27 protein-coding genes and 1 tRNA gene are annotated in these 23928 nt (G+C 58.8%); 12 read left to right on the forward strand and 16 right to left on the reverse strand.

Annotated elements, in window-relative coordinates:
* Positions 1-155 precede the first annotated feature (155 nt).
* Complete coding sequence (locus NIT7645_RS02110; protein ID WP_008560466.1) at positions 156-887, forward strand: DUF1223 domain-containing protein; 732 nt, start codon at positions 156-158, stop codon at positions 885-887.
* Between the two features lie 7 nt (positions 888-894).
* Here NIT7645_RS02110 and NIT7645_RS02115 read toward each other — a convergent pair whose 3' ends face one another.
* The 5 genes from NIT7645_RS02115 to NIT7645_RS02135 all read right to left on the reverse strand — a co-directional run bounded on the left by NIT7645_RS02115 (position 895) and on the right by NIT7645_RS02135 (position 6957).
* Entirely contained in the window at positions 895-1821 is a 927-nt protein-coding gene (locus tag NIT7645_RS02115) for a lysophospholipid acyltransferase family protein (RefSeq protein WP_008559849.1), read from the reverse strand.
* A 200-nt stretch (positions 1822-2021) separates the two neighbouring features.
* A complete protein-coding gene (locus NIT7645_RS02120; protein WP_008558932.1) occupies positions 2022-3191 on the reverse strand; it encodes a flagellar motor switch protein FliG in 1170 nt (389 codons plus the stop codon).
* Between the two features lie 75 nt (positions 3192-3266).
* Positions 3267-3848 (reverse strand): tetratricopeptide repeat protein, encoded by a 582-nt coding sequence (locus tag NIT7645_RS02125; RefSeq protein ID WP_008559631.1) that lies wholly within the window; start codon positions 3846-3848, stop codon positions 3267-3269.
* A gap of 221 nt (positions 3849-4069) precedes the next feature.
* Positions 4070-5374 (reverse strand): adenylosuccinate lyase, encoded by a 1305-nt coding sequence (purB, locus tag NIT7645_RS02130; protein ID WP_050685968.1) that lies wholly within the window; start codon positions 5372-5374, stop codon positions 4070-4072.
* Positions 5375-5688: 314 nt separating this feature from the next.
* The gene (locus tag NIT7645_RS02135; RefSeq protein ID WP_050685974.1) at positions 5689-6957 is read right to left on the reverse strand and encodes a bifunctional alpha/beta hydrolase/OsmC family protein; all 1269 of its coding nucleotides are present in this window, start codon (positions 6955-6957) and stop codon (positions 5689-5691) included.
* A gap of 185 nt (positions 6958-7142) precedes the next feature.
* Between NIT7645_RS02135 and NIT7645_RS02140 the strand changes: the two genes are divergently transcribed.
* Complete coding sequence (locus NIT7645_RS02140) at positions 7143-7628, forward strand: NUDIX hydrolase (protein WP_008561970.1); 486 nt, start codon at positions 7143-7145, stop codon at positions 7626-7628.
* 67 nt (positions 7629-7695) lie between these two features.
* Here the strand turns inward: NIT7645_RS02140 and dddP are convergent, their stop codons facing one another.
* Positions 7696-9039, reverse strand: a complete 1344-nt coding sequence (gene dddP / locus NIT7645_RS02145; RefSeq protein ID WP_008561861.1) for a dimethylsulfonioproprionate lyase DddP — start codon at positions 9037-9039, stop codon at positions 7696-7698.
* 158 nt (positions 9040-9197) lie between these two features.
* Here dddP and NIT7645_RS02150 point away from each other — a divergent pair, with 158 nt between their 5' ends.
* Entirely contained in the window at positions 9198-9983 is a 786-nt protein-coding gene (locus NIT7645_RS02150) for a heme-dependent oxidative N-demethylase family protein (protein WP_037302278.1), read from the forward strand.
* On the opposite strand, the gene NIT7645_RS19580 is transcribed toward NIT7645_RS02150, so the two are convergent.
* The 4 genes from NIT7645_RS19580 to NIT7645_RS02165 all read right to left on the reverse strand — a co-directional run bounded on the left by NIT7645_RS19580 (position 9980) and on the right by NIT7645_RS02165 (position 13771).
* A complete protein-coding gene (locus NIT7645_RS19580; protein ID WP_008561555.1) occupies positions 9980-11257 on the reverse strand; it encodes a hypothetical protein in 1278 nt (425 codons plus the stop codon). The genes NIT7645_RS02150 and NIT7645_RS19580 overlap by 4 nt on opposite strands.
* A gap of 329 nt (positions 11258-11586) precedes the next feature.
* Positions 11587-11805, reverse strand: coding sequence for a hypothetical protein (locus tag NIT7645_RS19430; protein WP_055646603.1), 219 nt, complete (start codon positions 11803-11805; stop codon positions 11587-11589).
* 120 nt (positions 11806-11925) lie between these two features.
* Positions 11926-13332 (reverse strand): type I glutamate--ammonia ligase, encoded by a 1407-nt coding sequence (gene glnA / locus NIT7645_RS02160; protein ID WP_008558975.1) that lies wholly within the window; start codon positions 13330-13332, stop codon positions 11926-11928.
* A gap of 100 nt (positions 13333-13432) precedes the next feature.
* Positions 13433-13771 (reverse strand): P-II family nitrogen regulator, encoded by a 339-nt coding sequence (locus NIT7645_RS02165; RefSeq protein ID WP_008560236.1) that lies wholly within the window; start codon positions 13769-13771, stop codon positions 13433-13435.
* A 232-nt stretch (positions 13772-14003) separates the two neighbouring features.
* Here NIT7645_RS02165 and NIT7645_RS02170 point away from each other — a divergent pair, with 232 nt between their 5' ends.
* Both NIT7645_RS02170 and NIT7645_RS02175 read left to right on the forward strand, forming a co-directional pair.
* Positions 14004-15677: a bifunctional ADP-dependent NAD(P)H-hydrate dehydratase/NAD(P)H-hydrate epimerase gene (locus tag NIT7645_RS02170; RefSeq protein WP_050685985.1), complete on the forward strand. Its 1674-nt coding sequence runs from the start codon at positions 14004-14006 to the stop codon at positions 15675-15677.
* A 130-nt stretch (positions 15678-15807) separates the two neighbouring features.
* Positions 15808-15892: transfer RNA gene (locus NIT7645_RS02175), tRNA-Leu, on the forward strand.
* A 94-nt stretch (positions 15893-15986) separates the two neighbouring features.
* Here NIT7645_RS02175 and NIT7645_RS02180 read toward each other — a convergent pair.
* From NIT7645_RS02180 to NIT7645_RS02200, 5 genes are all read right to left on the reverse strand, one after another.
* On the reverse strand, positions 15987-16988 hold the full coding sequence (locus NIT7645_RS02180) for a site-specific integrase (RefSeq protein ID WP_050685975.1): 1002 nt from the start codon (positions 16986-16988) through the stop codon (positions 15987-15989).
* Positions 16982-17185: a helix-turn-helix transcriptional regulator gene (locus NIT7645_RS02185; RefSeq protein WP_037302279.1), complete on the reverse strand. Its 204-nt coding sequence runs from the start codon at positions 17183-17185 to the stop codon at positions 16982-16984. Before NIT7645_RS02185 ends, NIT7645_RS02180 begins: the two co-directional genes overlap by 7 nt.
* Before the next feature lie 192 nt (positions 17186-17377).
* A complete protein-coding gene (locus NIT7645_RS02190) occupies positions 17378-17629 on the reverse strand; it encodes a hypothetical protein (protein ID WP_131724138.1) in 252 nt (83 codons plus the stop codon).
* A 148-nt stretch (positions 17630-17777) separates the two neighbouring features.
* Positions 17778-18047, reverse strand: a complete 270-nt coding sequence (locus tag NIT7645_RS02195; protein WP_050685977.1) for a hypothetical protein — start codon at positions 18045-18047, stop codon at positions 17778-17780.
* Positions 18048-18284: 237 nt separating this feature from the next.
* A complete protein-coding gene (locus NIT7645_RS02200) occupies positions 18285-18551 on the reverse strand; it encodes a helix-turn-helix domain-containing protein (protein ID WP_131724139.1) in 267 nt (88 codons plus the stop codon).
* Positions 18552-18669: 118 nt separating this feature from the next.
* Between NIT7645_RS02200 and NIT7645_RS02205 the strand changes: the two genes are divergently transcribed.
* From NIT7645_RS02205 to NIT7645_RS19095, 7 genes are all read left to right on the forward strand, one after another.
* Positions 18670-18900 carry a hypothetical protein gene (locus NIT7645_RS02205; RefSeq protein ID WP_008562010.1) on the forward strand — a complete coding sequence of 77 codons (231 nt, stop codon included), beginning with the start codon at positions 18670-18672 and terminating at the stop codon, positions 18898-18900.
* On the forward strand, positions 18897-19220 hold the full coding sequence (locus NIT7645_RS02210; protein WP_050685979.1) for a hypothetical protein: 324 nt from the start codon (positions 18897-18899) through the stop codon (positions 19218-19220). Before NIT7645_RS02205 ends, NIT7645_RS02210 begins: the two co-directional genes overlap by 4 nt.
* Before the next feature lie 40 nt (positions 19221-19260).
* Positions 19261-19911 (forward strand): hypothetical protein, encoded by a 651-nt coding sequence (locus tag NIT7645_RS02215; RefSeq protein WP_050685987.1) that lies wholly within the window; start codon positions 19261-19263, stop codon positions 19909-19911.
* A gap of 177 nt (positions 19912-20088) precedes the next feature.
* Positions 20089-20652 carry a hypothetical protein gene (locus NIT7645_RS02220; protein WP_050685981.1) on the forward strand — a complete coding sequence of 188 codons (564 nt, stop codon included), beginning with the start codon at positions 20089-20091 and terminating at the stop codon, positions 20650-20652.
* Positions 20649-21299: a transcription termination/antitermination protein NusG gene (gene nusG / locus NIT7645_RS02225; RefSeq protein WP_050685983.1), complete on the forward strand. Its 651-nt coding sequence runs from the start codon at positions 20649-20651 to the stop codon at positions 21297-21299. Before NIT7645_RS02220 ends, nusG begins: the two co-directional genes overlap by 4 nt.
* An 842-nt stretch (positions 21300-22141) precedes the next feature.
* The gene (locus NIT7645_RS02230; RefSeq protein ID WP_276325326.1) at positions 22142-22573 is read left to right on the forward strand and encodes a TIM barrel protein; all 432 of its coding nucleotides are present in this window, start codon (positions 22142-22144) and stop codon (positions 22571-22573) included.
* A gap of 51 nt (positions 22574-22624) precedes the next feature.
* Entirely contained in the window at positions 22625-22924 is a 300-nt protein-coding gene (locus NIT7645_RS19095) for a Gfo/Idh/MocA family oxidoreductase (RefSeq protein ID WP_276325325.1), read from the forward strand.
* Between the two features lie 508 nt (positions 22925-23432).
* Here the strand turns inward: NIT7645_RS19095 and NIT7645_RS02240 are convergent.
* Complete coding sequence (locus NIT7645_RS02240; protein ID WP_037302286.1) at positions 23433-23738, reverse strand: hypothetical protein; 306 nt, start codon at positions 23736-23738, stop codon at positions 23433-23435.
* Between the last annotated feature and the right edge of the window lie 190 nt (positions 23739-23928).

Below are 23928 nucleotides of genomic sequence, written 5' to 3' on the forward strand. Positions count from 1 at the left end.
GGTATACCGCGCTGCGTTCTGCATGGTCCGGCGAATGACTGGGGCCTCTACAAGCGGGGCGGCGGGCTTGCTCGCGCCGATCTCAAGAATGATTGATTGGTCATTTCACCGTAGCGGCCTTAGATCCAAAGACCTGGTAAAAAGGTTAAGGTGCAATGAAAACGCTCACGACACTACTTGCTGCTGCATGGATGGCGTTGCCGCTGGGGGCAAGCGCACAATCGGCCGGGTCTTCATCCGATCTGGTGGTGGTAGAGTTGTTCACGTCGCAGGGGTGTTCATCTTGCCCACCTGCCGATGCGTTGCTGCATCAGCTGACCGCCAGAGACGACGTGCTACCGCTCGCGCTGCATGTTGATTACTGGGATTACATCGGCTGGAAGGACCAGTTCGCCAGCCCCGCCCATACGCTGCGCCAAAAGGGCTATGCCCAGATTGGTGGGCGGCAGATGGTTTATACGCCGCAGATGATCATCAACGGTCAGGATGATGTGGTGGGTGCAAACGCCATGAAGCTGGGCGAGGTGATTGCCGAACACAAGATGCGGCCGAACGCGGTTGCAATCACGGTGGACGGAACATCAAGCGGCGCGGGAGACATATCGGTTCAGCTGCGCCGGGCAGATACCGGTCCGGTCCTGAACGGCCCGATTTCAGTGCAACTTGTTCGCTTTACGCCAGAACGTACGGTCGACATCACCCGCGGTGAGCTGGCCGGGCGGAGCTTGTCTTATGCCAATGTCGTCGAAACCCTGCAGCCGGTTGCGCAATGGGATGGCTCTGCGGAGCTGACCGTTAGCGTCAACCTTCCGGATGCGCTGCCTGCTGCGATCCTGGTGCAGCGGGCGCCTTTTGGCGAGATCTTGGGGGCAGCCCGCCTGAATTGACGGGGGCTTAGTCCTCGGTGGTGCTGCCGGTCGGATTTGCGTCCGGGTTGTATGGCTTCCAGCGCCGGTGCACCCAGAACCACTGTCCCATATGCTGGCGTACCAGATCTTCCAGCTGTTTACTGACAGTTGTTGTCATGGTGATCGGGTCGGTCGGCGGGATTTCATCCTGAATGATGATTTCGAAGTCCAGCCCGTTTGGTTGACGAATGGCGTAAACAGGGATCATCGCCGCCTTGTATTTCAGCGCCAGTTCAGCAGGCACAACCGAGGTGACGGCAGGTTCGCCAAAGAAATCGATGTTCTTGCCACCATGTGCGTGAAGATCGGCAACAATTGCAATAATTCCACCTTTCTTGAGGTGGCGCACCATTTCCATCATCCCGCGCTTGCCCTGTTCGAACATTGGCTTGCCGGTTTTTTCGATGGCGCGAACGTAGTGCTCATTGAAAAAGGGGTTGGCCATCCGTCGATAAAGCGCCCCCATTTCAAAGCCGCGGTGAATGAGGTTTGCGCGCGCAGCGTCGTAGTTGCCGAAATGACCCGTCACAAGAATGACGGGCCGGCCCTCTGCGCGGGCCTGTTCCAGCGCTGCGAGGCCTGGCCCCGTCACCGGAGCCTGCCAGGCGCGTTCCAGAAATGGAGCCCCCGCATAAAGCTCGGCCACAACGCGGCCGATGTTGTCGCTTACCTCATGGCACAGACGGGTGACGTCCTGCTGCGGGAGATCCGGACAGACCAGCGCGAGATTGTTGCGGATGCGTTTGTGAAACCCAACCAGCGGCGCCGCCTTGCGCAGAACCCAGCCCATCGCGGGGATGCGCCAACGGTAGGGCACCAGCCCCAACCCGCCAATGATGCCCCTCAAAACAAGGTTGGAGGCAAAATACCCGGCGCGACTGCCAAGGGACAGTGTGGATGGATCAACTGGCATGTGCGAAGGGCCTGACTGGTGTCAACAAAAGGATCAGACCCTTAGCATATCCTCCCGGTCAGCGGGGTACAAGGCAGGCGGGCGTGACGGCGCCGACCTTGCCTTTGCCTGTTGGTAGGCATCCGGATTGGCAGGTGCTTTATCGAAAGATCGCAGGCGGTTGCCATGCGAAGTTAATCTAAAGCGGCGGGCGTTTCAGATCATTCATCTTCGTCGTCTTCTGTCGAACGCAGCTCGATTTCGCCAGCCACAACCATCTCGCGCAAGGCGTTGACGATTGTGCTCATGGCGTTTTCGCCTACGCTGCGCTTGACCTTGCCCAATTCTCCGACTTCTTCGCGGATATTGGCGGCCATGCGGCTCGACATGTTGGCGAGCATGAATTCGCTGGATTCCACATCCTCTTCGTCGGTGGCAAAGGCCATTGCGGTTACCAGATCCTGCTGGGCCACAACGCGCGCGATTTTCGGAACGTCCACCGGGCTGACCCGTTTGGCGATCAGCGCATAGGTAAAGAGCGACTTGCGGACGTCGACGGCAAATTCTTCGTCTTCCTCGTCAAGCGCGGTCAGCACCTCTTCGCGTTTTGCGGCCGCTGCCTGGGTCAGGATGGCGCCCATTCGCTGACCGGGTGTTTCGTCAAAGGCGACTTCCGGACGCGCCTCGATCTGGGCGGCAAGGGACAGGCCAATGCGGTCCACGGTGTCGGGCGTCACCGCGCCTGTCTGGCTCACGGCGTAGGTGATACGGCGCGCAACGGGGCCGGGCAGGTGAACAAGCATCTGCGCGGCCTTGGCGGTGTCAAGTTTCGACAACAGCACAGCCGCCACCTCGGTGCTTTCAGCTTCGGCCAGCTCAGCGAGATCTTCGGGCGGCAGAGAGCGCAGCCGCTCCCACGGGTCGCCAAACTGGCGCACACCAGCCTCCTTGCGCAGGCGGCTGTGTGTCTGGCGGCTGATTTTCCCTTCCATCGCGCTGAGCGCGCCGGCCAGACCGTTTGGAAAGGACAGCCCGACATTATCCAGCATCTCGGCAAATTCACCAGCGACCGCATGCAGGGTTTCGCGATCAATCAGCCCCATCCGGCCCATCTGCTGGGTCAGTTCGATCTGGAGATCGTCGGGGAGAGATTCAAGCGGGATATCAGCGCCTTCGTTCAGGAGCAGGCGCACGACGATTGCGGCCTTCGCCTTGCCGCTGAGGTTGGATTTGGCAGGAGCGGGTGCTGCGCCCATTGCGGGCATGTCCAGCGCACCGTCGCCCATACCGCCGCCAAAATCCATTCCGCCCATCGGGGCAGGCGCGGCGAAATCGCCAAGAGGGTCGGAGGGGTTCGCCATGGGAAGCGCCAAAGCGTTGTCATTCTGCATTTATCAGCCCTAGCCAAAAAGATTCTCTTTCTGTTGCTCCACCCTAGGCTGCGAGCCGTAAATAAATGCTGAAAATCAGTAGCTTTTTGTCTGCCCATCCTGCAGCGCATCGCGCAGCGATACCTCGGCCCAGGTGCCGGTGCCGCCGTGCGCGCGAATGGCCTTCCATTGTGCGAGGGCAAGCCCGTATTTTCCCTGCGAAACAAAGCCTTGCCCCATGTAGGAACGGGCCAGATGGTTGCCGGGATCCTGGGCAATGGCGCGGGTGTAATAGGCCTCTGCCAGGTCCTGGTTGCCAAGCTTACGATGGGTAAAGCCCCAATAGGTCAACACCCGTCCGTCATCTTGATCAGGCATCATCGCAAGTACCTCCTGCGCATCTGTGATCCTGCCTGCATAGGCCAGTTCGCGCAGCGTCTGATAAAGCCCATCGGCATCAAGCGAAGAGTTCTTGATCTTCACGCAGCGCTTCTTTTGCTCGTCCCAGATCCGCCCGGTCTTGCACTCTTTCGTGGTTTCAGTCGGCTGTGGCGGAGAGCTATCGCCACCCCCCGCTGCAAAGCTGGCCGTTGCCATGACCAGAACAGGAAGGGCAAGACATGCGCCGTGCAGGGCGGTTTTGGCGGGGCTGGACAGGGCGGTCATAAAATCGGGCATGAGGTGTCGCGATCCTTTTTGAACTCGCGCCAGCGGGTCCGGCGCACATCGAAGAGAATAGTACGAAATCTGCCGCGGCCTTATAAAATCAAAGTGAAGCCTTGCGACTGGATGGATTTCAAAGATCGTATCCGAAGCACAACAGCGTCTGCGGTAATGAAAAGGGCCGCTGTCCCAATGTACAGCGGCCCGGATCAGGTTTTGCAGGTAAGTGGCTGAAATTATTCTCCAAACACCCGGCGGAAAATTGTGTCGACGTGCTTGATGTGATAGCCCATGTCGAATTTTTCGTTGATCGCCTCTTCGCCCAGGGCTGCGACAACGTCCGCATCTGCCAGCAGAAGTTCGCGGAAATCTACACGGTCTTCCCAGACTTTCAGGGCGTTGCGCTGAACCATGGAATAGGCGTCTTCGCGGCTCACACCGGCTTGTGTCAGCGCCAGCAACACGCGCTGGGACATCACGAGGCCGGGGAATTTGTTCATGTTGTCCAGCATGTTTTCCGGGAACACCAGCATCTTGTCGATGACGCCCGCCAGACGGTGCAGGGCGAAATCAAGGGTCACGGTCGCATCCGGACCGATGCCGCGTTCAACAGAAGAGTGCGAGATGTCACGCTCGTGCCAGAGGGCGACGTTTTCCATGGCCGGGATCACGGTCATGCGCACCAGACGCGCAAGGCCTGTCAGGTTTTCGGTCAGAACCGGGTTCTTCTTGTGCGGCATCGCCGAAGAGCCCTTTTGCCCCATGGAGAAGAATTCCGCGCCTTCCAGCACCTCGGTGCGCTGCATGTGGCGGATCTCAACAGCGACGTTTTCGATGGAGGAGGCGATAACGCCCAAAGTCGCAAAGAACATGGCGTGACGGTCACGCGGGATCACCTGGGTCGAGATCGGTTCGGGACGCAGGCCCAGCTGTTCGCAGACATGTTCCTCGACGCGGGGGTCGATGTTGGCAAAGGTGCCGACAGCACCGGAAATCGCACCGGTTGCGACCTCGTCACGGGCGGCGAGCAGGCGCTGTTTGTTGCGGTCCATTTCGGCGTAGAAACGGGCAAAGGTCAGGCCCATGGTTGTGGGTTCTGCGTGAATGCCGTGGCTGCGGCCGACGCGCACGGTGTCTTTGTGCTCCAGCGCGCGCTTTTTCAGCGCCGCGAGCAATTTGTCCATGCCCTCAAGCAGGATGTCGGCAGAGCGCACCAGCTGCACATTGAGGCAGGTGTCCAGAACGTCGGAGGAGGTCATGCCCTGATGCACGAAACGCGCCTCTTCCGAGCCGACATGTTCTGCCAGGTGGGTCAGGAATGCGATGACATCATGCTTGGTGACGGCTTCGATTTCATCAATGCGGGCGACGTCAAATTCCACGTCCTTGGCTTTCCAGACGGCATCCGCGTTTTCGCGGGGAATGACGCCGAGGTTTGCCATGGCTTCGCAGGCGTGTGCCTCGATCTCGTACCAGATCTTGAACTTGGTCTCAGGGGACCAGTTGGCAACCATTTCAGGACGGGAATAGCGGGGGATCATGGGCAAAAGCACCTTTATGTGATTGGGCGGCAGATGCTTGGCCTCTTAGAGGAGGAGGGCCAGAACAGCAAGTCTGGGAGGTCAGTATGAGGCAGTTTGCCCGGATGATTGCGATATCAGGTGCTGTTTCGCCCGTTTCGGCGCAAGAGTGGCTGCGCTGTGGGCTGACTGTGGGCCGACCGTGGGCCGGAGTGGCACAGGGCGATGCCACCGTCGGCTGCAATCAACATCAGTAAGGTGCCATCCCCCACCTGCCGGTTCCGGTCGGTGCCGGTCTGCGGTGTGGCGGGGTGATGGCCACTTGTGCTGCGGGATCAGAATGGCAGCTCAGCCGGGTGTAGCTTGGCTTCCAGCGGTTCTTCCTGCGGGGTGTCATCCAACCGGGTCATGACTTTGGCGCCATGCTCCAGCGTGCGGTGAACCGGGCAGCGGTCCGCGATCTCCAGAAGACGCGCGCGCTGGTCGCTATCAAGCGGGCCGCTCAGGTAGATCACGCGGGTGAACTGATCGATTTTGGCGGGGCCTGAGGGCAGGGCGTCCTGTGCGTGAACCTTGTCATGGCAGACATCCACGCTGACGCTTTCCAACGGCCAGCCCTTGCGGCGGGCGTACATCCGTATGGTCATGGAGGGGCAGGCACCAAGACCAGCGGCGATAAACCCGTAGGGCGTCATGCCCTTGTTGGTCCCGCCGTAGGCCAGCGGTTCGTCGGCATAGGTGTGATGGCGGGGGCCGGATTGCACATCCTGCAGAAAACCGTTCGGATCGGCCTCGCTGACGCGCAACACCCCTTCGGGCGCACCGGGAGGCGGGGCAGGAGGGGACAGGTCGATATACCGCCCAGCCCAGGCCGCAATCACATCTGCCGCATATTCCGCATCCCGTGGCCGCGAAATCAGATGATCGGCATCGTCCAGGGTCACAAAACTCTTGGGGTGTTTGGCCGCCACAAAGATGTCGGCGGCATTGTCGATGCTGACCGTGGCATCCAGAGGCGCGTGCATCACCAAAAGCGCCGCGTCCAGTTCGCGGATCGCGGTGTTCAGCGCCTCGGCGCGGATATCATCGACAAACTGCTTGCGAATGGTAAAGGGACGGTCGGCAAGGCAGACCTCGGCCGCGCCATCGCTTTCGATCTGGCCAAGCGCGTCGGCAAACTGATGGGTCACATGTTCCGGATCGGACGGCGCACCCAGCGTGACGACCCCGCGCACAGATGGCAAACCAGCGCGGGCGCGCAAAACCGCAGCCCCGCCCAGAGAATGGCCGATCAGCAGAGAGGGCGCCATTCCGCGCTCCGCCAGATACTGACCCGCAGCCACGAGATCGGCGACATTGGAAGAGAAATTGGTATTGGAAAACTCTCCGTCCGAATGGCCCAGACCGGTGAAATCAAACCGCAGGACCGCAATCCCCATGGCAGCCAGGCGCGAGGAAATACGGCGCGCGGCGGGGATGTCCTTGGAACAGGTGAAGCAATGCGCAAACAGCGCAGTGGACAGGATCGGCCCATCCGGCAGATCAAGCCGAGCGGCCAGCTGATCGCCGGAGTGACCGGGGAAAGTGATGCGTTCAATGGGCATTTGGATGGCCTTTGCTGGAGGGTCTCCCTAAGGTGCGTCGGCAACGGGGGCAGCACAAGGCTATTGCCCGTCACGTCACGGGAAGGTGAGCGATGTTGACACAGAGGCCCCTCATGGAAGGGAATAATCCTGAAAGTTACGCGGGAATTGGGGCTTTTGTTCCAAGGACAGCGCGGGATCGTGACATGTGGGACCGTTTGGTTGCGTTTTGTGACAAGGAGCCCAAGGCGTTCGAGCGCGATCCTGCAACCAGCCATGTGACGGGATCTGCCTTTGTGCTGTCTGCTGACCGCGCATCGGTTCTGTTGACCCATCACCGCAAGCTGGATCGCTGGTTTCAGCTGGGCGGACATTGCGACGGCCTGGCCGATGCGCATTTCACCGCCTGGAAAGAAGCCTATGAGGAAAGCGGTCTCAGGCGGATACGGCCATTGTCTGATCGGGTGATTGACGTGGATATCCACGCCATTCCGCAAAACCCGCGCGAGGTTGGTCATTGGCACTATGATGTGCGCTACCTGTTTCAGGCCGAAGCGGGAGAGCCGCAAAGCAGTGCGGAATCAAAGGCTCTTGCCTGGGTGCCACTGAACCGGTTGTCTGATGTCACGGATTCAGAAGGCGTGCTGATTTTGCCGGAAAAGCTGGAGCAGTTTCTGAGCGATCATTGCTAGGCGGAGGCGCCTGGTGGCGCCACTGTCTGTCCCGGCCCCTCCTGCGGGGAGGGACCGGCCAGTTGTATCACGCCGCGCCGGTCAGCGCGGGATCAAAGGGATAGCTTGTCAGGTTTTCATAGCCGGTTTCGGTGATCAGCACCTGATCCTCGAGCTTGATGGAAAAATCGCCACCCTCGGGGGAAACAAGCGCCTCGACACAGAGCACCATTCCTGGCTCCAGCTCGTAGTCAAAAGCGCCTTCGACCATCTGATCGGGATAGGCCACCAGGGGCCATTCATCGCACAGCCCAACGCCGTGCATCATGCAGCCGTACTTCTGTTTCTGGAACTGCGCATCAAGCGGATGGCAGGCGCGTGACAGATCCTGAATGTTCACGCCCGGCGCCAAAAGCTCCGTGTTGTGGCGGATGTGCTCTATCCCGTGCTGCATTGCATAAATCATGTCAGCCCGTGGTTTCTGATCACCAATCCACCAACTGCGGGAGATGTCGATACAGATCCCGTAGGAGCCGACCAGATCGGTATCGAAACTGATCATCTCGTTGTTCTGGATGATGCGGGGGCCACATTCCTGAAACCAGGGGTTGGTGCGCGGACCGGATGTCAGCAGCCGGGTTTCGATCCATTCGCCGCCGCGTTTGATGTTTTCCGCGTGCAGGACAGCCCAGACGTCATCTTCGGAGATATTGCCGCCGGGGATCGCTTCGCGGGCAAATACCTCCATCGCCGCCACTGCGGTTTCGCAGGCGTGACTTGCGCAGCGCATGGCCTTGATTTCATCGGGGCCTTTCACGGCGCGGCATTTTTCGGTCAGCTCTTCACCGGGGAAGACCTCGATTTTCTGGGCTTCGAGCGCCCGCAACCCGTGCAGCATGATCTTGTCGACGGCCAGGCGTTTGTTGCCGCCCGAGTGCTCTTCGAGCAGGCGGCGGACCTCGTTTGAGAACACATCTGCCGCCACATCCACCTTGTCGCCGCGGTCGAAGTAGAACAGATCGGCACCTGCGCGCTGTTCGCGCACCAAGGGGTTGAATTCGCTAAGGAAGGGCGACTGTTTGTAGTCCCACAATACCATATAGCCGTCAGCACAGATCAAGAGCGCGCGAAACGGATTATGGGTGTTCCACAACTGCATGTTGGTGCTGTCGGTTGCGTAGCGGATATTGAGCGGATCAAACACCAAGAGCCCACCATAGCCGCGGTCATTGATGAAGCGGGTGAGCCGCTGCCACCGGTAATGCCGCATCGCCTGCAGATCCGGCAGCTCCAGCCCCGCTGCGGCCCATTCGCCAAAGGCAAGCTGGGTTGGTCCGATCTCGACCCGGTCGTTGTCGTTTGGGGTGTTGTCGCCAAGGGTTGTGCCACGGCTGGGATCGATTTTGCGAACATCGCGGTGGTGTTGGTTCATGAAGGGCCTCTTGCGGTCGCATATCTGGACATCTCTGTCCAATCTGCGCGCATGGCTGCCGCCGGTCGACCGCGAATGCGACGCCTTTGAGGGTCGTTTTCGACGAAATCCAGCGGATCAGACTGGCGCGGGGGCAGTTGGCTGCTAAGACTTGGGTCATGACAGCGATTCTTCAGAAAACCATTCCCTACAACCCGCTTGAGCCACGCAAACTGCCAGGTATTCAACCGCTTGCGCCTCAGGACTGGCTGATCTGGGATGACGGGTTTGCGGCCCAGATGGCGGAGCGCGAGCGGCTGTTGGCGCAGCGGCGGGCCGCTGTTGTGCAGATGTCAGAGGAGGCGCTGCCTGCCGCACAGGAGCTGCTGGCGATGGTTCTGGCGGACCGCTACCCGGATCTGCCAGCAGGCGCAGATCGGGTGCAGCGCCCTGATGGGGCAGAGATCAGGATCGACAGCAGCGATCCAATGGGCACGCTGGGCCGCATCACGCAACAGGATTTCTGCATCCTGCAAAAGCCGGAGGGCGCGGGCGAACATGTGCTGACGGCCGCTGTTTTGTGCTTTCCAGCGAATTGGACGCTGGCAGAAAAATTCATGCGCCCGCTGATTGCGATTCACGCACCCGTCGACAGCTATGACAGGGGTATCGCGGCCCGCGTCCAGCGGTTGTTTGACGGGGTGCAGGTGGGGCGGCCTTTGTGGCGGTTCAATGCGCTGTGGTATGCCGACGCGACGTTGCACCAACCCCGCCCCGTCACCGGTGACAGGCCGCGACCAAGTGCCGAAGACGCGCAATACATGCGCAGCGAGCGGCAGACGATCCTTCGCCTGCCGCAGAGCCGTGCGGTGGTCTTTGGGATCCATACCTTTGTGTTGCAGCGTATGGATCTGCTGGCGCAATGGGGGGCCTCGGTGGATCGCGTCGAAACCGCAGGGGTTTAGAACGCAATCGCAGCCGAGCTTTGCAGTGCCAGCAGGGCAGTCGCACCACACAGGATGATGAAAGCGCTTCGCAGGGTGCCAGAGGAGGCTTCGTTGCGCAGAACGAAGGTGGGCGTCGCCATCATGCGCGCAGACAGTCCGCTCAGCCGATCCAGCCAGCCTGCGATGCCGCGCCGCTGTGCGCTGGCATGATCCAGCAGGGCCTTGGTGCGGGCCCGCGCCCGTGCCCTCGCATCGCGGGTCTGGGCGTTAGGGCTTTCGGGTGCATCCTGTGGCAGATCCTGAAGGATTTCTTCGCAGTGTTGTGACAGCTGCTCTGCGGTCTGTTCAATCGGCTGGAAACAGGCGCGCCCCTTGGGGCGGGACAGAGCGGCATGACCGGCGTCTTTCAACGCGCAGCCTGCGATTTCGGCGGCAAAGTCCGTGACTGTCTGTTCATGGGCATCAGCCGCTGCGTCCACTGCCTGATCCAGCCTTGCGTCTACCTCTGCCCAGATCCGGTCAGCATCCTGACCTTGCAGGCCCTCTGACAGGCCCTGTGACAGTCTGGGGCGGGTGGGGGCGATCTCAGCCGCGACAGCGGCAAGGATATCATCGGGAATGGCGCTGTCGGGGTGGTCCACAACGCCACCCGGCTCGGCGGTGGGCTCGGCGATCTGCATGATCGGCGCCTGTTTGGCCACCACATCGGTGATCAGGATATCCGCAGGCAACGGGGCATGCGCCGTCTCTTCCGCCTCTGCCATCTGGGGGCGGGGCTGTTCTTTGGCGGTCAATGGGGCGGCTATTGGCGCGGCCTGTTGGCCTACCATCGTATCGAGTGCCGCGTCCTCGTCGCCCTCAAAGGCGCCCAGGAAGGTATCTGCCGACATGGCAAATGGCACATCAAGCCAGTGAACGGTGGTTGCCTCCAGCTCTTCGACCAAGCGTTCCAGCGTGACCGCCAACAACATCTCGCTCAGCTCCTCGTCGCAGTGATCGGGATAGAGCGGAACAAATGTCACCCCAAGAGAGCTGCGCAGCGGCGTTTCATGGGCGCGATTATCTGCGTCCTGCACCTCTGTCTGCTTGATCGGGTGGCGGCGATAACGCAGGTCGATGCGGTAGTGGTCGCATTCCAGAACGATCAGGTTCGGGCTGCGGGATTGAAAGTGGCGCACGCTGTGGCCGTATTCTTCCAATGTATCCACTGCTGCCGCAGAGCCGGTTGAAAGGGCATCCGGGCGCCGGGTCTCAAAGCCCAGCTTGCCTTTGTACTGTTCTACCTGTGTCACCGTCAGGGTCCTCCGTTCAGGTGGGTCGAGTTCAAAGTTAAAATTTGAAATGGCAAAAAGTGAGGCGGTGGCGCCGGAAGCGTAAAAAATTCCTTAGGATTTCGAAGATTGTTGATGGGTGAGATTAACGCATTGAAATAAAAGCGAAAAATAAGAAGCCAGCAAATGCGCCTATTGGGAATTGGGCAAAACATGGGCAACTTGCCGTCACATTGATGCCGCAGCGGTTGCCAATCGGCGCGGTTGGCTTGCAGTGTTTCGCATTGGTTTACGCAGCGACAGCAGGGCAGACCGGACAGGACCCGGCAAACGGGGGCATTACACGGCTGTCAGAGGATGCCAAAGACGAAAACAGCCAGATACCAGGCTGTCAGCGCCAAAAGGCTCCAGCCGGTCAGCTGCAGCAGGACATGCGAGAGCCGGTTGGGTCGATAAGCTGCAAACAGGCAGATGGCCCCGACAACGGGCATCACGAGGGGGAGGAGAAGGGCGATGATCATGCCGACATGGAGCCGGCAACAGGGGCGCATGTCAATTTCAATCGCCAACTCAGCCCGCCGCCTGACGGATCGCCCTGCCAAAAGGGGAGAGTGTGCGACCATCACAGGGGCGGATACAAAAAGGCGCCCCCAAACGGGAGCGCCAGGTGTTGCTGGTCTGATCGGGGATCAGCAGCTGTAGTACATGCCGAACTCAACCGGGTGCGGTGTGTGTTCGTAGGTCTCGACCTCTTCCATCTTGAGAGCGATGTAGCCTTCGATCTGGTCTTTGGTGAACACGTCGCCCTGCAGGAGGAAGTCGTGATCCGCAGCCAGAGCATCCAGAGCCTCACGCAGCGAGCCGCAAACGGTCGGGATATCGGCCAGTTCTTCTGCGGGCAGGTCGTAGAGGTTCTTGTCCATGGCTTCGCCAGGGTTGATCTTGTTCTTGATGCCGTCGAGGCCCGCCATCAGCAGTGCGGCAAAGCACAGGTAGGGGTTTGCGGACGGATCAGGGAAGCGAGCTTCAACGCGCTTGGCTTTCGGGCTTTCGGTCCACGGAATACGCACACAGCCAGAGCGGTTACGTGCAGAGTAGGCGCGCAGAACCGGGGCTTCAAAGCCGGGGATCAGACGCTTGTAGGAGTTGGTGGACGGGTTGGTGAAGGCGTTCAGGGTCTTCGCGTGCTTCAGGATGCCGCCGATGAAGTACAGGGCTTCGTCGGACAGATCGGCGTATTTGTCACCTGCGAACAGCGGCTTGCCGTCTTTCCAGATCGACATGTTCACGTGCATACCGGTGCCGTTGTCACCGTAGATCGGCTTGGGCATGAAGGTCGCGGATTTGCCGTAGGCGTGTGCGACGTTGTGGATCACGTATTTGTATTTCTGCAGCTCATCGGCCTGTTTGGTCAGGCTGTCAAAGATCAGACCCAGTTCGTGCTGGCAGGACGCAACTTCGTGGTGGTGCTTGTCCACTTTCATGCCGAGACGCTTCATGGTCGACAGCATTTCGGAACGCAGATCCTGCGCTTCGTCGATCGGGTTCACCGGGAAATAGCCACCCTTCAGGCCAGGACGGTGGCCCATGTTGCCCATTTCGAACTCGGCATCGGTGTTCCAGGACGCGTCGGTTGCGTCTACTTCATAAGACACCTTGTTGATGGTGTTGGAGTAGCGCACGTCGTCGAACAGGAAGAATTCCGCCTCGGGGCCCATGTAGGCCACATCGCCGATGCCGGAAGACTTCAGGTATGCTTCGGCTTTCTGGGCCGTGCCGCGCGGGTCACGCTCGTAGGCTTCGCCAGTGTCGGGCTCAACGATGGAGCAGTGAATGCAGATCGTTTTTTCTGCGTAGAACGGATCGACATATGCAGAGGTGGTGTCTGCCATCAGTTTCATGTCGGAGTTCTCAATGGATTTCCAACCAGCGATGGAGGAGCCATCGAACATGAAGCCTTCTTCCAGGAAGTCTTCGTCGACCAGATCGACGTCGATCGTCACGTGCTGGAGTTTGCCACGTACGTCGGTGAAACGGATGTCGACGTATGCCGCTTCCTCGTCCTTGATCATCTTCAGAACTGCGTCTGCGCTCATTTCCAATGGTCCTTCTGATCTTAACTGTTGGTGTCTGTGTGGTCCGGCAGGTCAGGGTGGCAGCCCCTGCGGCCCGGCTGGACTGTGGTCGTGTTGTCGCTCAGAGAGCGTCGGAGCCGGATTCACCGGTCCGGATGCGGATTGCCTGCTCCACGGGAGAGACAAAAATCTTGCCGTCGCCGATCTTGTCGGTCTTGGCAGCTGCAACGATTGCTTCGATTGCGGCGTCAACCTGGTCGTCGTCCAGAACAACCTCGATCTTCACCTTGGGCAGAAAATCGACGACGTATTCAGCGCCGCGATAGAGCTCTGTGTGGCCTTTCTGACGGCCAAAACCCTTGACCTCGATCACGGAGAGGCCCTGCACGCCCACGTCCTGCAGCGCTTCCTTCACCTCGTCCAGTTTGAACGGTTTGATGATGGCTTCGATCTTTTTCATCACGGGGCTCCTCACAACCTTGTCGAGGATGGTCAGATCATTTCTACTGTTTTGGAACAACCAAAGCCGGTGAAGCTGCGGCGAAACTGCGCATCATTTGATCGCATGTGCCTAAAATTTAATCACACCGCCTGCAAACTGTGCAACTTGCGAACATGGGGCAATTGCCGCCCGAAATTTATGCGACAGCTGCCGTTCTGAATGCGACGTCGCCCCGAAGAGAGAGATGACAATGACCGACCTCCTGACCTCTGCGCAGATGCGCGCCATTGAACAGGCCGCAATTGATTCTGGTGAGGTGAGCGGACTGGAGCTGATGGAGCGGGCCGGGCAGGGGGTGGTGGAGGCCATCTTTGAGGAATGGCCGGAACTGGCAGAGCCTGTTGAAGCCGGGCGAGGGGCCAGCCCCTCGTCGTCCATTGGTCACTCGGACCAATTGCGCAACCAAGGCCGACCGCCGGAGTATTTGGGGAAAGATGAAAGCCTGCGTCGGGCCGTGGTGCTGTGCGGGCCGGGCAACAATGGTGGTGACGGCTTTGTGGTGGCGCGCCTGCTGAAGGATCGCGGCTGGGAGGTTGAGGTGTTCCTGTATGGAGATCCGGACAAGCTGCCGCCGGATGCAAAGGCGAATTATGAGCGGTGGGTCGGGGCGGTGCGGAAACTGGCAAATCTCTCCGAAAACGACCTCTGGCCTTATCGGGGCGCTCTCTTCGTTGATGCAGTTTTCGGGACCGGGTTTCGAGGCGAACTTCCCGAAGATATTCGAGGGGTGTATGAGTTTTCGCGAGAGGAAGTCACAACAAACGGCCCCAGCCGGTTCGTCGCGGTTGATATGCCATCGGGGCTGTGCGGAGACAATGGTCGGGCGGAAGGCTGCGTGTTGCCAGCCCATCTGTCTGTCTCATTCCACCGGGCGAAGCTTGGCCACTTCTTGAAAGACGGCCCGGAGGCCTGCGGAAAAGTGGTCGTCAAAGGCATCGGCCTGAAAGATAGCCCCGCGGAGGGGGCGGACGGGCGCAGCCCGGCGCTACCGACCGACGGGGAGATCGTCAAGCTGGTCGCGCCGCACCTGCCGGGAAAACGGGACGGTGCACACAAATACTCCCACGGCCATGCCCTTGTTTTGTCCGGTGGCCATGGCAAGACCGGTGCTGCCCGACTGGCTGCCCGCCGTGCGCTTCGGATCGGGGCAGGGCTGGTCACCGTCGGCTCGCCGCGCTCTGCGATGGCGGAAAATGCAGCCCAGCTCACCGCCATCATGCTGCAGCAGATCGACGGCGCGCATGGGGTCAGCGAGCTGTTGGAAGACAGGCGTTTCAATGCCGTCTGCCTCGGCCCGGGCCTCGGGCGCGGCGCGGACACCCAGGCGCTGGTGGTGGCGGTGCTGAAGGAAAACCGCGCCACTGTGCTGGACGCGGATGCGCTGACCCGGTTTGAACGAACGCCGCAAGCGTTGTTTGACATGTTGCATGACAACTGCCTCCTGACCCCGCATGGCGGCGAATTTGCCAGGCTGTTCCCCGATTTGGCCGAGAAACTGAACGCGCCCGCCACCACCGGCCCCGCGTATTCCAAGGTCGATGCCACCCGCGAGGCGGCAAAACGCGCAGGCTGCGTGGTGCTGTTCAAGGGGGCGGACACGGTGATCGCCGCGCCCGACGGTCGATGCTCAGTGAATTCCGCCCACTACGACCGCGCCGCGCCCTGGCTCGCCACTGCCGGTTCTGGAGATGTGCTGGCAGGCTTCATCACTGGTTTGCTGGCGCGCGGGTTCAGCCCGATGCAAGCAGCTGAAACCGCCGCCTATTTCCACGTCGAATGCGCGCTGGAATTTGGCCCCGGCCTGATCGCCGAGGACCTGCCAGAGCAGATCCCCGCAGTGCTGCGCCGTCTGCAGGTCTGCTGATCGGATCTGTTTATCGGGAGTGTTTGGAAAAAAATGGAAAAGATGCCAGCAGGATGCGTTTTCCCTTTTGCATCCTCCTGACAGCTTTGCTATTGAGCGCCTCACGGTGGGCCTGGCTCGTCGTATGGATGCGGGTGTGGCGAAATTGGTAGACGCACCAGATTTAGGTTCTGGCGCCGCAAGGCGTGGGGGTTCAAGTCCCTCCACCCGCACCACTTTGATTTCAAATAGAAAAATAGAAGTTGTGGGCCGGGCTTAAATGTAAAGCCGAGCGAGTTTCCCAGAAAGTTTCCCGTTTTCTCGTTCCGTTCACGATTTGGTCCGACGTGCTTGCGCGGTCTGTGATAGGCGCTTTTGGTTGGCCTGGCTGCGGTACTTCTTCACCATCTCAAGCGTCTTGTGTCCGGTCACCGCCTGGATCTCGCTGTCACTGGCGCCTGCCTCAGCCAAATGGACCGCTGCGGTGTATCGCCAGCCATGGATCACAAATGCCTGCGCACCTATTTCTTTCCGGACGGCCATGACGCGCTGCTGAATGGTTCGTTTGGCAACGCCTTTATGCAAAGACTGTGCGATGATAAAGCGGCCTTTGCGTGGCAGGCCGTCGAGGTACTTGCGCAGAAATTCTGGGCACGCGACCCAAAGGCGCGCCGCGGTCTTTTCCTGTACAACAGATATAAACTGACCGTCATAGTGCGCCCATTCCATGCCGATCACGTCGCCGATCCGCTGACCAGTACCAACCCCCAACATGTATGCGGTCAATTCCCACTCAAGAGCGTTGTTTTCGCAGTACGCTTCAAAGGCGCGGAGCTTTGCCGCGGGCCAAGGCTGGTATTCACCGCCCTTGAGCTTTTTGACACCGCTCGCCGGGTTTGCGGTGATCCATTCCAGATCGATCGCGTGGCGCGACAGGATGGAAATCATTTCGACCATCGCGTTCGCTTTTCGCCATGTGTCGGAATATGCATCGCGTGCGGCAATGACGTCGCGGCGGCGCAGTTTTGTGAAATCCTTTGGGCCGTTCTTTTCTCGGATCAGTTCGAGAGTGCGCCGATACTCTTGTCGCACTCTGGGTTTCCGGTCCTTAAACTCTGGGGTCTGATAGTAGCTGACGATCAGGGCCTCAAAGGTGGTTTTGGTCTTCTTTTTGGCGCGACCAGAACGGATTGCCCAATAGGCATCGTCAAATTGCTGGCTGTCTGGATCGTTGGGCAGACGCTGATACGTCTCGCCGCGCCGAAAATAGTAATAGACACGGCCCTTTACGGTCTTGGTCGTGACATACTTTCGCTCCAGCTTCTTTACCATGTGAACTCATCTTCATTCATTGCGTTGCCGTTTAGAACGGCCTCAAGATCAGACACCCGCCAACGCTCCAAGCCGGAAATCCGAACGGGTGAAGGAAGAGATCCGGATTGCACCAGCCGCCGAAAATCCGACGGCTTCATGTCCATCATCTTGGCCGCAGTGCGTTCGGCAACCGCGATCAGTGCGATACGTCCCATTGCAGATACCTCAAACGGTGACGGGTTTTGAATTGGTCGGCTAGACCAGCAGAGTGGCCGCGAAGCGGCGACTGTCCCGCGGTTTCGCATGGCCTGATCGACCCATTGATGGGCGCGGCCGGTCTCCGTGAGTGGGATTTGCCGCGCCCGGGCAAAGCGGGACTGCCCGCGTTGTGAAAAAGGGCCGGGACCTTAGCCCCGGCCAGGTCCTGCATCAGCTGTATTGGGCTTCAGCAAGAGGGGAGTGTTCTTGGTGGTGGAGCTATCTAAGCGCTCCAGCAGTCTGTGAGCCAGCAACTCGCCCGCAATGTCTGGCAAGATATGGCGTGCCTGCGCAGCCAGTTCTGCATCGCTCATTGTGGCAAGCATGCGCGTAGGGTCGCTTGAAGCCAATGCGCGCAGCTGGTCATCAGAGGTTAGTCGTTCATCTTGATATTGCTGCATCACGTTTTCCTTTGGGAATGCGCAGGCGGCCGACAATTTGGAGGATTGAACCACCTGCGCGCGATCCGTGCCGTCGATTTGGCGCGGAACCTCAGAATGCGCAGCCTGAGCAATCCTCAAAACCAAGCTGCGAAAGGTGGGGGGGGGGCTAAGCTGCCCGTTTGTCAGGAGCGGTCAGTCCGCGTCTTTCCATGATCGCCCTGACTTTTCCGCCGACGCGATCAAGCACCATTTCCGTTGGTTCGGGCGTCGGGGTGGGCCAGTCGATTATGTACTGAGGCCGTAGGCGCGCGGGGTTAAAGCTTTGGCCGCGCGCGGCCTTCATTGTTGCCCATGCTGAGGTGAACAGGTGGATTTCATCGAGGTGATCTTCGGGGGAGCCGACGATCTGCCGGGCGGTCTGAGTAATGTCTTGCATTCAATCCTCCATCGGTTGATGGGTGAATGTAATGCGAAAAAATCGTATTAGTCAATTCATAAATACGGAAAAATCGTATACTTGAATTAATGGCTGTGCTTGCAATCGCTGCACGAGTGGGAATAAAACGTGAACATTGTGAAGGGAATCAAATGCTGCCACGGCTGATAGCCACAGTGCTCGTACCGCTGGGTTTCAATCTGAACTGGGTTTTCGCTCCACGCTTGTCGTGGAAGGTCAGTCGAGGTTCTTCACGATCTCTTGAAGAGTGTCGGCGGGCAGCTTTGACGGATCGCCGCCAAGAATGAAATTGAAGTCAATTTGGAATGCAGCAAGGAAATATGCCATTAGGCGCACCGAGGGGGAGCCTGATTGTTCTTGGGATCGAAATGTCGTGTATTTGATGCCAGCGTTCGCGGCGAGCTCTTTTTGTGATAAACCCGTAGCCTGGCGCGCGGCTACAAGGCGTTTGTGAATTGCCTCAGGGGAGGTGTCTCCCCGCATGCATGTGCGTTCTGTCTCTAGGAAGGTCATTATCTAGCTATCGCGGAAATACGAGAAAATCGCATCAAGTTACACCTGTACACTTGATGATGCGAAAAAATCGTATTACGCATCCTTTATGAACACTCGAAATCTTATCCAAGCCCTTGGCGGCTACCGCTCCGTTGGTGTGCGGTTGGGCAAGAGCCCGACCACTGTCCACACCCATATGCAGGAGGGGGTTCTGCCTGCTGCATGGTATGATGCACTGTGCCAGATAGCGCGAGAGAGCGACGTGGCTGAACCGCCACGATCGCTCTTTTCCTTTCTGCAGGTCGGTGACCCCTCGAGTGGGGAGGAGGCGGCATGAGACGTGCGCAGCTGACCCTAATTGTGAACAACGAAATGACATGCTCGCAGTCTGGCAGGGATTTCGACCAAAAGTCTTGGTCGAATAAGTTTGATCCCTATGCGCTAAAGGTTAGTGGCCCCGAGCTGTGGTCTGCCTACTTCAGAGCCCGCTTTGCCTCCCCGCGGGAGGTCGCTCTGTTTTGCGATGTGAGCTTTCAGACCGCGCTGAACTGGTGGGGGGCTGTGACAGCCCCGGCCGGGCATATCGCCATTCTGGTCATGCTGAGCGATCCGGGCGCGCCTGCCTTCTTTGCTGACAGCTTGCGGAGGGCCGCATGATGACGTGTTTGCAGCCGATTTTTCCATTGGAGGTGTCGCGATGACCTTACATGCCGTGGTTTCACCCGCAGCAATCGATGCGCTGCCCGAATATCCCATCGATGCGGATTGCCGCCTGGACACCCATGGGTTTGTCCAGTGGGAATTCCGGCGCTGGCTGAGTTCAGACATGCGCTGGAACGGGTCACATGAGTGCAAATCCATGTGGTTTGAGCTGGTCAATCTGGCCCATTCAGAGACCCCCGTTGGCACCTTGCCACGGGACATGAAGCGGCTCGCGCGTATGATCCAGCCCGCGGTGGATTGTGATCACTTCGAACGGCTTTGCAGCACAGAATATGGCCCGCTTCATGGCTGGGTGCCATGCCGCGCCGGTGATGAGCTGCGCTTGATGCACCCTGTGGTGACGCGGATTGTCACAACGGCCTTTGCCTCTCGCGCAAATCATGCCGCTCGTGTGGAGGCGGCCTCCCACAAGCGGCGTCTCAACAGGCTGACAGAAGATGTGGCCTCGCTTGCACCGGTCCTGGCGGGAGATCCCCGCAAGATAAAGTGGATCGATGTCTTTGTGCAGGATCGCATTCAGCGGCACGGTCGCGCCCGCCGCATCGTCGATGATCTGCATGCAGGCATTCAGGCCTGCATTGAGGAAGACCGCAAAGGGCGGTTTGCGAAAATCACCCAAGACTGAGTGTCGCTTAATGTCCGTGAGACACTAACGGACAGTCACGGACAGTCGCGGACAGTCACTTAGTGTCGTCATCGATAAGGATAAAGACAATGAGAATGAAAAAGAAAGACACCAACGCGGACACTCAGCCCGGGTGAGCCTGTGGATAAGTTGGACTTGCAGAGAAAGAGGTTGGGTATGGACGTGAGCAAACAGCAAGAGGGCGAAAAGCGGGTGCAGGAGCTGTTGATTGCCCCGCTGGATCTGATGGGGCTGACCAAGCCTGGAACCATGCGCAAGGAGCAGTTCGAGCTGATGCGCCGGGAGCTGCGGCAGAAGCTGGCCTATATGAGCCCGCAGGGGCTGATGAGCCTCTGCGAATGGTGTCAGCAGCATCCGGGCGGCAAGGAGCGGGATCGCTTCCCGATCGCGCTGCATGTGCTGGACCAGGCGCGCCGTATTGAGCCGCCTGAGGCGGGGCCATCGCCGCTGATGCTGAAGGTCTTTGCCCATGAGATCGGGCAGAAGGCGATCAGCGAGGGCTGGGCGCCGGAACTGCATGTCTGGCTGAAGGGCAACCGTCAGTGGCCGGGTGCCTGGACGCTGAGCAAGATCCGCGAGAGCGCCGATGATGGCGTGCGGCGGCTGCGGGACATCGAGAGCCGTCTGGCTCGGGTAGGGGAGGTGAGCCGGGAAGAGGAGCAATTCCGCCAGAAGCGCCGGGCTGCGATCCGCCTCTGCGAGGACATGGTTGCATCATGAGCCTGCAAGACCGAACCGGGGGCACCGAGATGGATTGGTATGCTGTGAAGCTGAAGGCTCGCCAGAATGGCGGGCGTCGGGAGACGCTGCTTGGGGTTGATTATGAGACTTACAAGGCGGGCAATGGCCGGATGGTGCGGCGCAAGGTGAAGGGCTCAGGTCAGCGGGTGTTTGTGCCGGAGCTGGTGCTGCAGAAAGCTGGGTTTGAGGTGTTCCTGCCGGTGAAACGGGAATGGCAGCGGATCAGTCGCTTTCGCCCGGAAAAGGAACTGCGGTCGCGTCCCGCCATGGAGGGGTGGCTGTTTGTCGGTTGGCCTGCGGGTCAAGCCCGGTTCCATGAGCTGATGGCTCTGGATGTGGTTGCGGGAGTGATGGGGGCAGGGGGGCAGCCTGTTCGGATCTCGGACGCCAAGGTGCGGTTTCTGATGCGCAAGTTTGGTGGTAGCCGCAAGCGCCGCAGGAACTCAGATGTCGACGAGCCCCGGTTCGCTGCGGGGGATCTTGTTCGGGTTGAGGCCGGACCTCTGGAAGGGCAGCAGTTTGTTCTTCTGGATGTGACCGGCGGCTCTGCTCGGGCGGTCATGACCCTGCTGGGCAAGGATGTTGAGGTTGAGCTAGAGCAAGAGTTTCTGACCGCTGCCCAATAAGTTAAGTGTAAAGTTGCCTGGCTTATTGTTAAGCGCAGAGCGGTGTTAAGCCGAGGCACTTAACACCGAGGCAAGTGGACCGGCAGGATCATAGCTCGAGGCCTGAACAGACTGCGTGAACCAGCACTCGCAAACGGGCAATACGGCAGACTGTGGTCTCTGCAAGACCTCACCGAGACAATCCAGAGCTGATGAAGAGAAAAAGGGACCGTACCACGGTCCCTTTCCATGCGGGTGGGAAACCCCCCGAGGGTTCGGCAGTCTGACCCGCTTTGCAAAGCCTTAACACTTCAAGCCTCACTTAACAAAACGGCTTAACACTTCGATTTGAAGTTTGGCCGGATGGGATGGAGAAAGTTTGGAAATGGCGGCCGGTCAGGGCAGACCTCTGTGAACCGCAGATACTGCCAGTTGCAAAGTCAGAGTGGCTTGGCCGGGAATGGACCTTCGGCGCACGCCAATGTTTCAGCCGTTGGAGCTCGCTAAGCGGTAATTCGGCGCACGTACGGAATTAGGCGGCGATCCAACTCACACAGCGCTAACAATGCCGACTTGTGCAAGCTCGACCATTGCTCACGCAGCATCAGTTCGCAGGCGATATATGTTTATGGTTGAAACGCAGCAAGCGCCGACAGAGCGGTCATTGAGGTGGCTTCGAGAATTTGAAGCGAAACATGAAACGCCGTCGCTTAACGCGCCGGTTCGGAAGTCGCGAACAGCCGTGAGACACTCGGCAGGACCCTCGATAATTTAACCGGCTCGTCCATCGGTTGAACCTGCATGGCACCGGTCTGGGTGATCAGGGCCTGCCCATCCAGCAGATGGCCCATGTGGCACCCGGCATGTGGCTCAGGGCACGCGACACGCTCCATGGTATTTGCGACATGGCTGAGGAAGAGGGCGTGACATTCACGCTAGAAAACCTCAACCTGCGTGAACATCCCGGCTGTCCGTTCAATTCAACGGTTGATGTCTTGTCGCTCGTTGCGGCCGTTGATCGCCCGCAACTGCGTATTAATCTCGATCTCTACCACACCCAGATCGGAGAAGGAGACGTGATCCGCCACGCCAAGGCCTGCCAGCCGTGGATCGGCGAAGTGCAGGTTGCCGATAATCCCGGCCGCTGCGAACCGGGGACTGGTGAGATGAACTGGCCGATGATCGCGCGGGCACTTGCGGACATGGGCAATGATGGGCCCGTTGGCATGGAAGCCTTCGCAAAAGACAAGCCGGAAGATGCTCTGGAAGCCTTCCGCGCGGCATTCACTCTATAGCCCTCTTTTCGGAAAGACCCATACAATGAACAAATTCGGGCTCCTGGCCGCATTGTTGGAGTACACGCCACTGCCATCAACTCGATTCAGAACAGCGCACTGGCCACGGTTTCGGACCACATCCCGGAGAACCCTGAAAAACTGACAGCGCAACGCGGATCAACCGCGAGTAGCACGGATAGAATTATTGCTGATCCCGTGATGGACGTTGTTCTGATCGCGACCTCGGCCGACACACGTTCAGACCTGATCGAACAGGTCACACAAGCGGGCAAGGCTGTACTTTTTGAAAAAACAGTGACGTTGTCGCTCGCGCGCGAGAGAGAGCCTGAGCTCGGGCTTCATAGCTAATAGACGACGAGTGCCACAAGGGCCATGGCTGAGAGGAAGACCTCCGGTCATCTACCGTGCGATCAAGGACACTTTCAATTGCCCTTTGCTCGCGATACCTCGTGGTATTGGCACAAGCAGTCTTGGGTCAAAGACAATCGAAACTTCTTGGCCCATCGTTGTCTTGCGCGATCCTTTGTAAGAGGGTTTGGAACTGCGTTAGTGTCTTGATTGCGTCATCACCCTGAATGGAAAATAGAATTTCGGAGGAAACTTGGCCCTCTAGGTCAGTTCTGCCGCGTAGTGAAAGTTGCTCACGAGAAGCATCCCATGCCAGTTCGATCGGGCCTATTATGTTGTAAGTTAGGGGCGCCACTCCATCAGACATTCGACAACCACTCCTATCATTTTGCTTTATTGAACGCTTTCGGCAAACCTCAAGCGTCCAATAAAGAGGCATGATATCGGATAGGTTGCTTTTGTCCAGAATCTGATCAATCCAGACGTGTTGGTTCGCGGGGATCGTGTCTTATGCGAGGTCGGATTGTTTTGGCGCTGTATGGTCGAAAGCTGAATCAATTGTTCGAAGCGCGGTTCTGAAGGCTTCAGCTAGCGCATCTACGTTCGAGGCCTTGTCGGCATCCATAATTGCAATGAGCTCCTGCGACTCGCTGAACAAGTCTTGCACTTCTTCGTACAAATTCTGGTGCCAATCAGTGCCGGGTGCGTTTTTTCCAAGTTCGCGAATCACGTAGACTAGGGTTTCATACAAGAATGTTGCTGTGATGCTGGCATGGGCGGTGGGAACGTGGTTGGTAGTTCGATTGCGGGCCATTTCCAAAGTCCTCAAAACTATGACCTCCTGCCGTTGGGAGGTGTGTTACTATTTATCTACACTTGTCGAATCTGAACTCTGTCAGTCGGGCCTGCAAAGCTATGTGCTTTGTTGGCGGCCGGATGGTTACGAGCCTGACCTGCCCCCCGCGGGTCCCTCGCTCATGACGAGAGTCTGCAGGTTTGATTTT

Origin of the sequence: Phaeobacter italicus (assembly GCF_001258055.1) — a bacterium.
Classification (GTDB): Bacteria; Pseudomonadota; Alphaproteobacteria; order Rhodobacterales; family Rhodobacteraceae; genus Phaeobacter; species Phaeobacter italicus.

What these genes read in the sequence shown, in the direction of transcription:
- NIT7645_RS02200 (WP_131724139.1), bottom strand. Translation starts at nt 18,551, where the DNA reads ATGCGGGGAGACACCTCCCCTGAGGCAATTCACAAACGCCTTGTAGCC.
- NIT7645_RS02215 (WP_050685987.1), top strand. Translation starts at nt 19,261, where the DNA reads ATGACCTTACATGCCGTGGTTTCACCCGCAGCAATCGATGCGCTGCCC.
- NIT7645_RS02135 (WP_050685974.1), bottom strand. Translation starts at nt 6,957, where the DNA reads ATGCCCATTGAACGCATCACTTTCCCCGGTCACTCCGGCGATCAGCTG.
- nusG (WP_050685983.1), top strand. Translation starts at nt 20,649, where the DNA reads ATGAGCCTGCAAGACCGAACCGGGGGCACCGAGATGGATTGGTATGCT.
- NIT7645_RS02150 (WP_037302278.1), top strand. Translation starts at nt 9,198, where the DNA reads ATGACAGCGATTCTTCAGAAAACCATTCCCTACAACCCGCTTGAGCCA.
- NIT7645_RS02230 (WP_276325326.1), top strand. Translation starts at nt 22,142, where the DNA reads ATGTGGCTCAGGGCACGCGACACGCTCCATGGTATTTGCGACATGGCT.
- NIT7645_RS02110 (WP_008560466.1), top strand. Translation starts at nt 156, where the DNA reads ATGAAAACGCTCACGACACTACTTGCTGCTGCATGGATGGCGTTGCCG.
- NIT7645_RS02120 (WP_008558932.1), bottom strand. Translation starts at nt 3,191, where the DNA reads ATGCAGAATGACAACGCTTTGGCGCTTCCCATGGCGAACCCCTCCGAC.
- NIT7645_RS02195 (WP_050685977.1), bottom strand. Translation starts at nt 18,047, where the DNA reads ATGCAAGACATTACTCAGACCGCCCGGCAGATCGTCGGCTCCCCCGAA.
- NIT7645_RS02170 (WP_050685985.1), top strand. Translation starts at nt 14,004, where the DNA reads ATGACCGACCTCCTGACCTCTGCGCAGATGCGCGCCATTGAACAGGCC.
- NIT7645_RS02140 (WP_008561970.1), top strand. Translation starts at nt 7,143, where the DNA reads ATGTGGGACCGTTTGGTTGCGTTTTGTGACAAGGAGCCCAAGGCGTTC.
- NIT7645_RS02240 (WP_037302286.1), bottom strand. Translation starts at nt 23,738, where the DNA reads ATGGCCCGCAATCGAACTACCAACCACGTTCCCACCGCCCATGCCAGC.
- NIT7645_RS02190 (WP_131724138.1), bottom strand. Translation starts at nt 17,629, where the DNA reads ATGCAGCAATATCAAGATGAACGACTAACCTCTGATGACCAGCTGCGC.
- NIT7645_RS02210 (WP_050685979.1), top strand. Translation starts at nt 18,897, where the DNA reads ATGAGACGTGCGCAGCTGACCCTAATTGTGAACAACGAAATGACATGC.
- purB (WP_050685968.1), bottom strand. Translation starts at nt 5,374, where the DNA reads ATGATCCCCCGCTATTCCCGTCCTGAAATGGTTGCCAACTGGTCCCCT.
- NIT7645_RS02165 (WP_008560236.1), bottom strand. Translation starts at nt 13,771, where the DNA reads ATGAAAAAGATCGAAGCCATCATCAAACCGTTCAAACTGGACGAGGTG.
- NIT7645_RS02180 (WP_050685975.1), bottom strand. Translation starts at nt 16,988, where the DNA reads ATGGTAAAGAAGCTGGAGCGAAAGTATGTCACGACCAAGACCGTAAAG.
- NIT7645_RS02115 (WP_008559849.1), bottom strand. Translation starts at nt 1,821, where the DNA reads ATGCCAGTTGATCCATCCACACTGTCCCTTGGCAGTCGCGCCGGGTAT.
- dddP (WP_008561861.1), bottom strand. Translation starts at nt 9,039, where the DNA reads ATGAACCAACACCACCGCGATGTTCGCAAAATCGATCCCAGCCGTGGC.
- glnA (WP_008558975.1), bottom strand. Translation starts at nt 13,332, where the DNA reads ATGAGCGCAGACGCAGTTCTGAAGATGATCAAGGACGAGGAAGCGGCA.
- NIT7645_RS02205 (WP_008562010.1), top strand. Translation starts at nt 18,670, where the DNA reads ATGAACACTCGAAATCTTATCCAAGCCCTTGGCGGCTACCGCTCCGTT.
- NIT7645_RS02220 (WP_050685981.1), top strand. Translation starts at nt 20,089, where the DNA reads ATGGACGTGAGCAAACAGCAAGAGGGCGAAAAGCGGGTGCAGGAGCTG.
- NIT7645_RS02185 (WP_037302279.1), bottom strand. Translation starts at nt 17,185, where the DNA reads ATGGGACGTATCGCACTGATCGCGGTTGCCGAACGCACTGCGGCCAAG.
- NIT7645_RS02125 (WP_008559631.1), bottom strand. Translation starts at nt 3,848, where the DNA reads ATGCCCGATTTTATGACCGCCCTGTCCAGCCCCGCCAAAACCGCCCTG.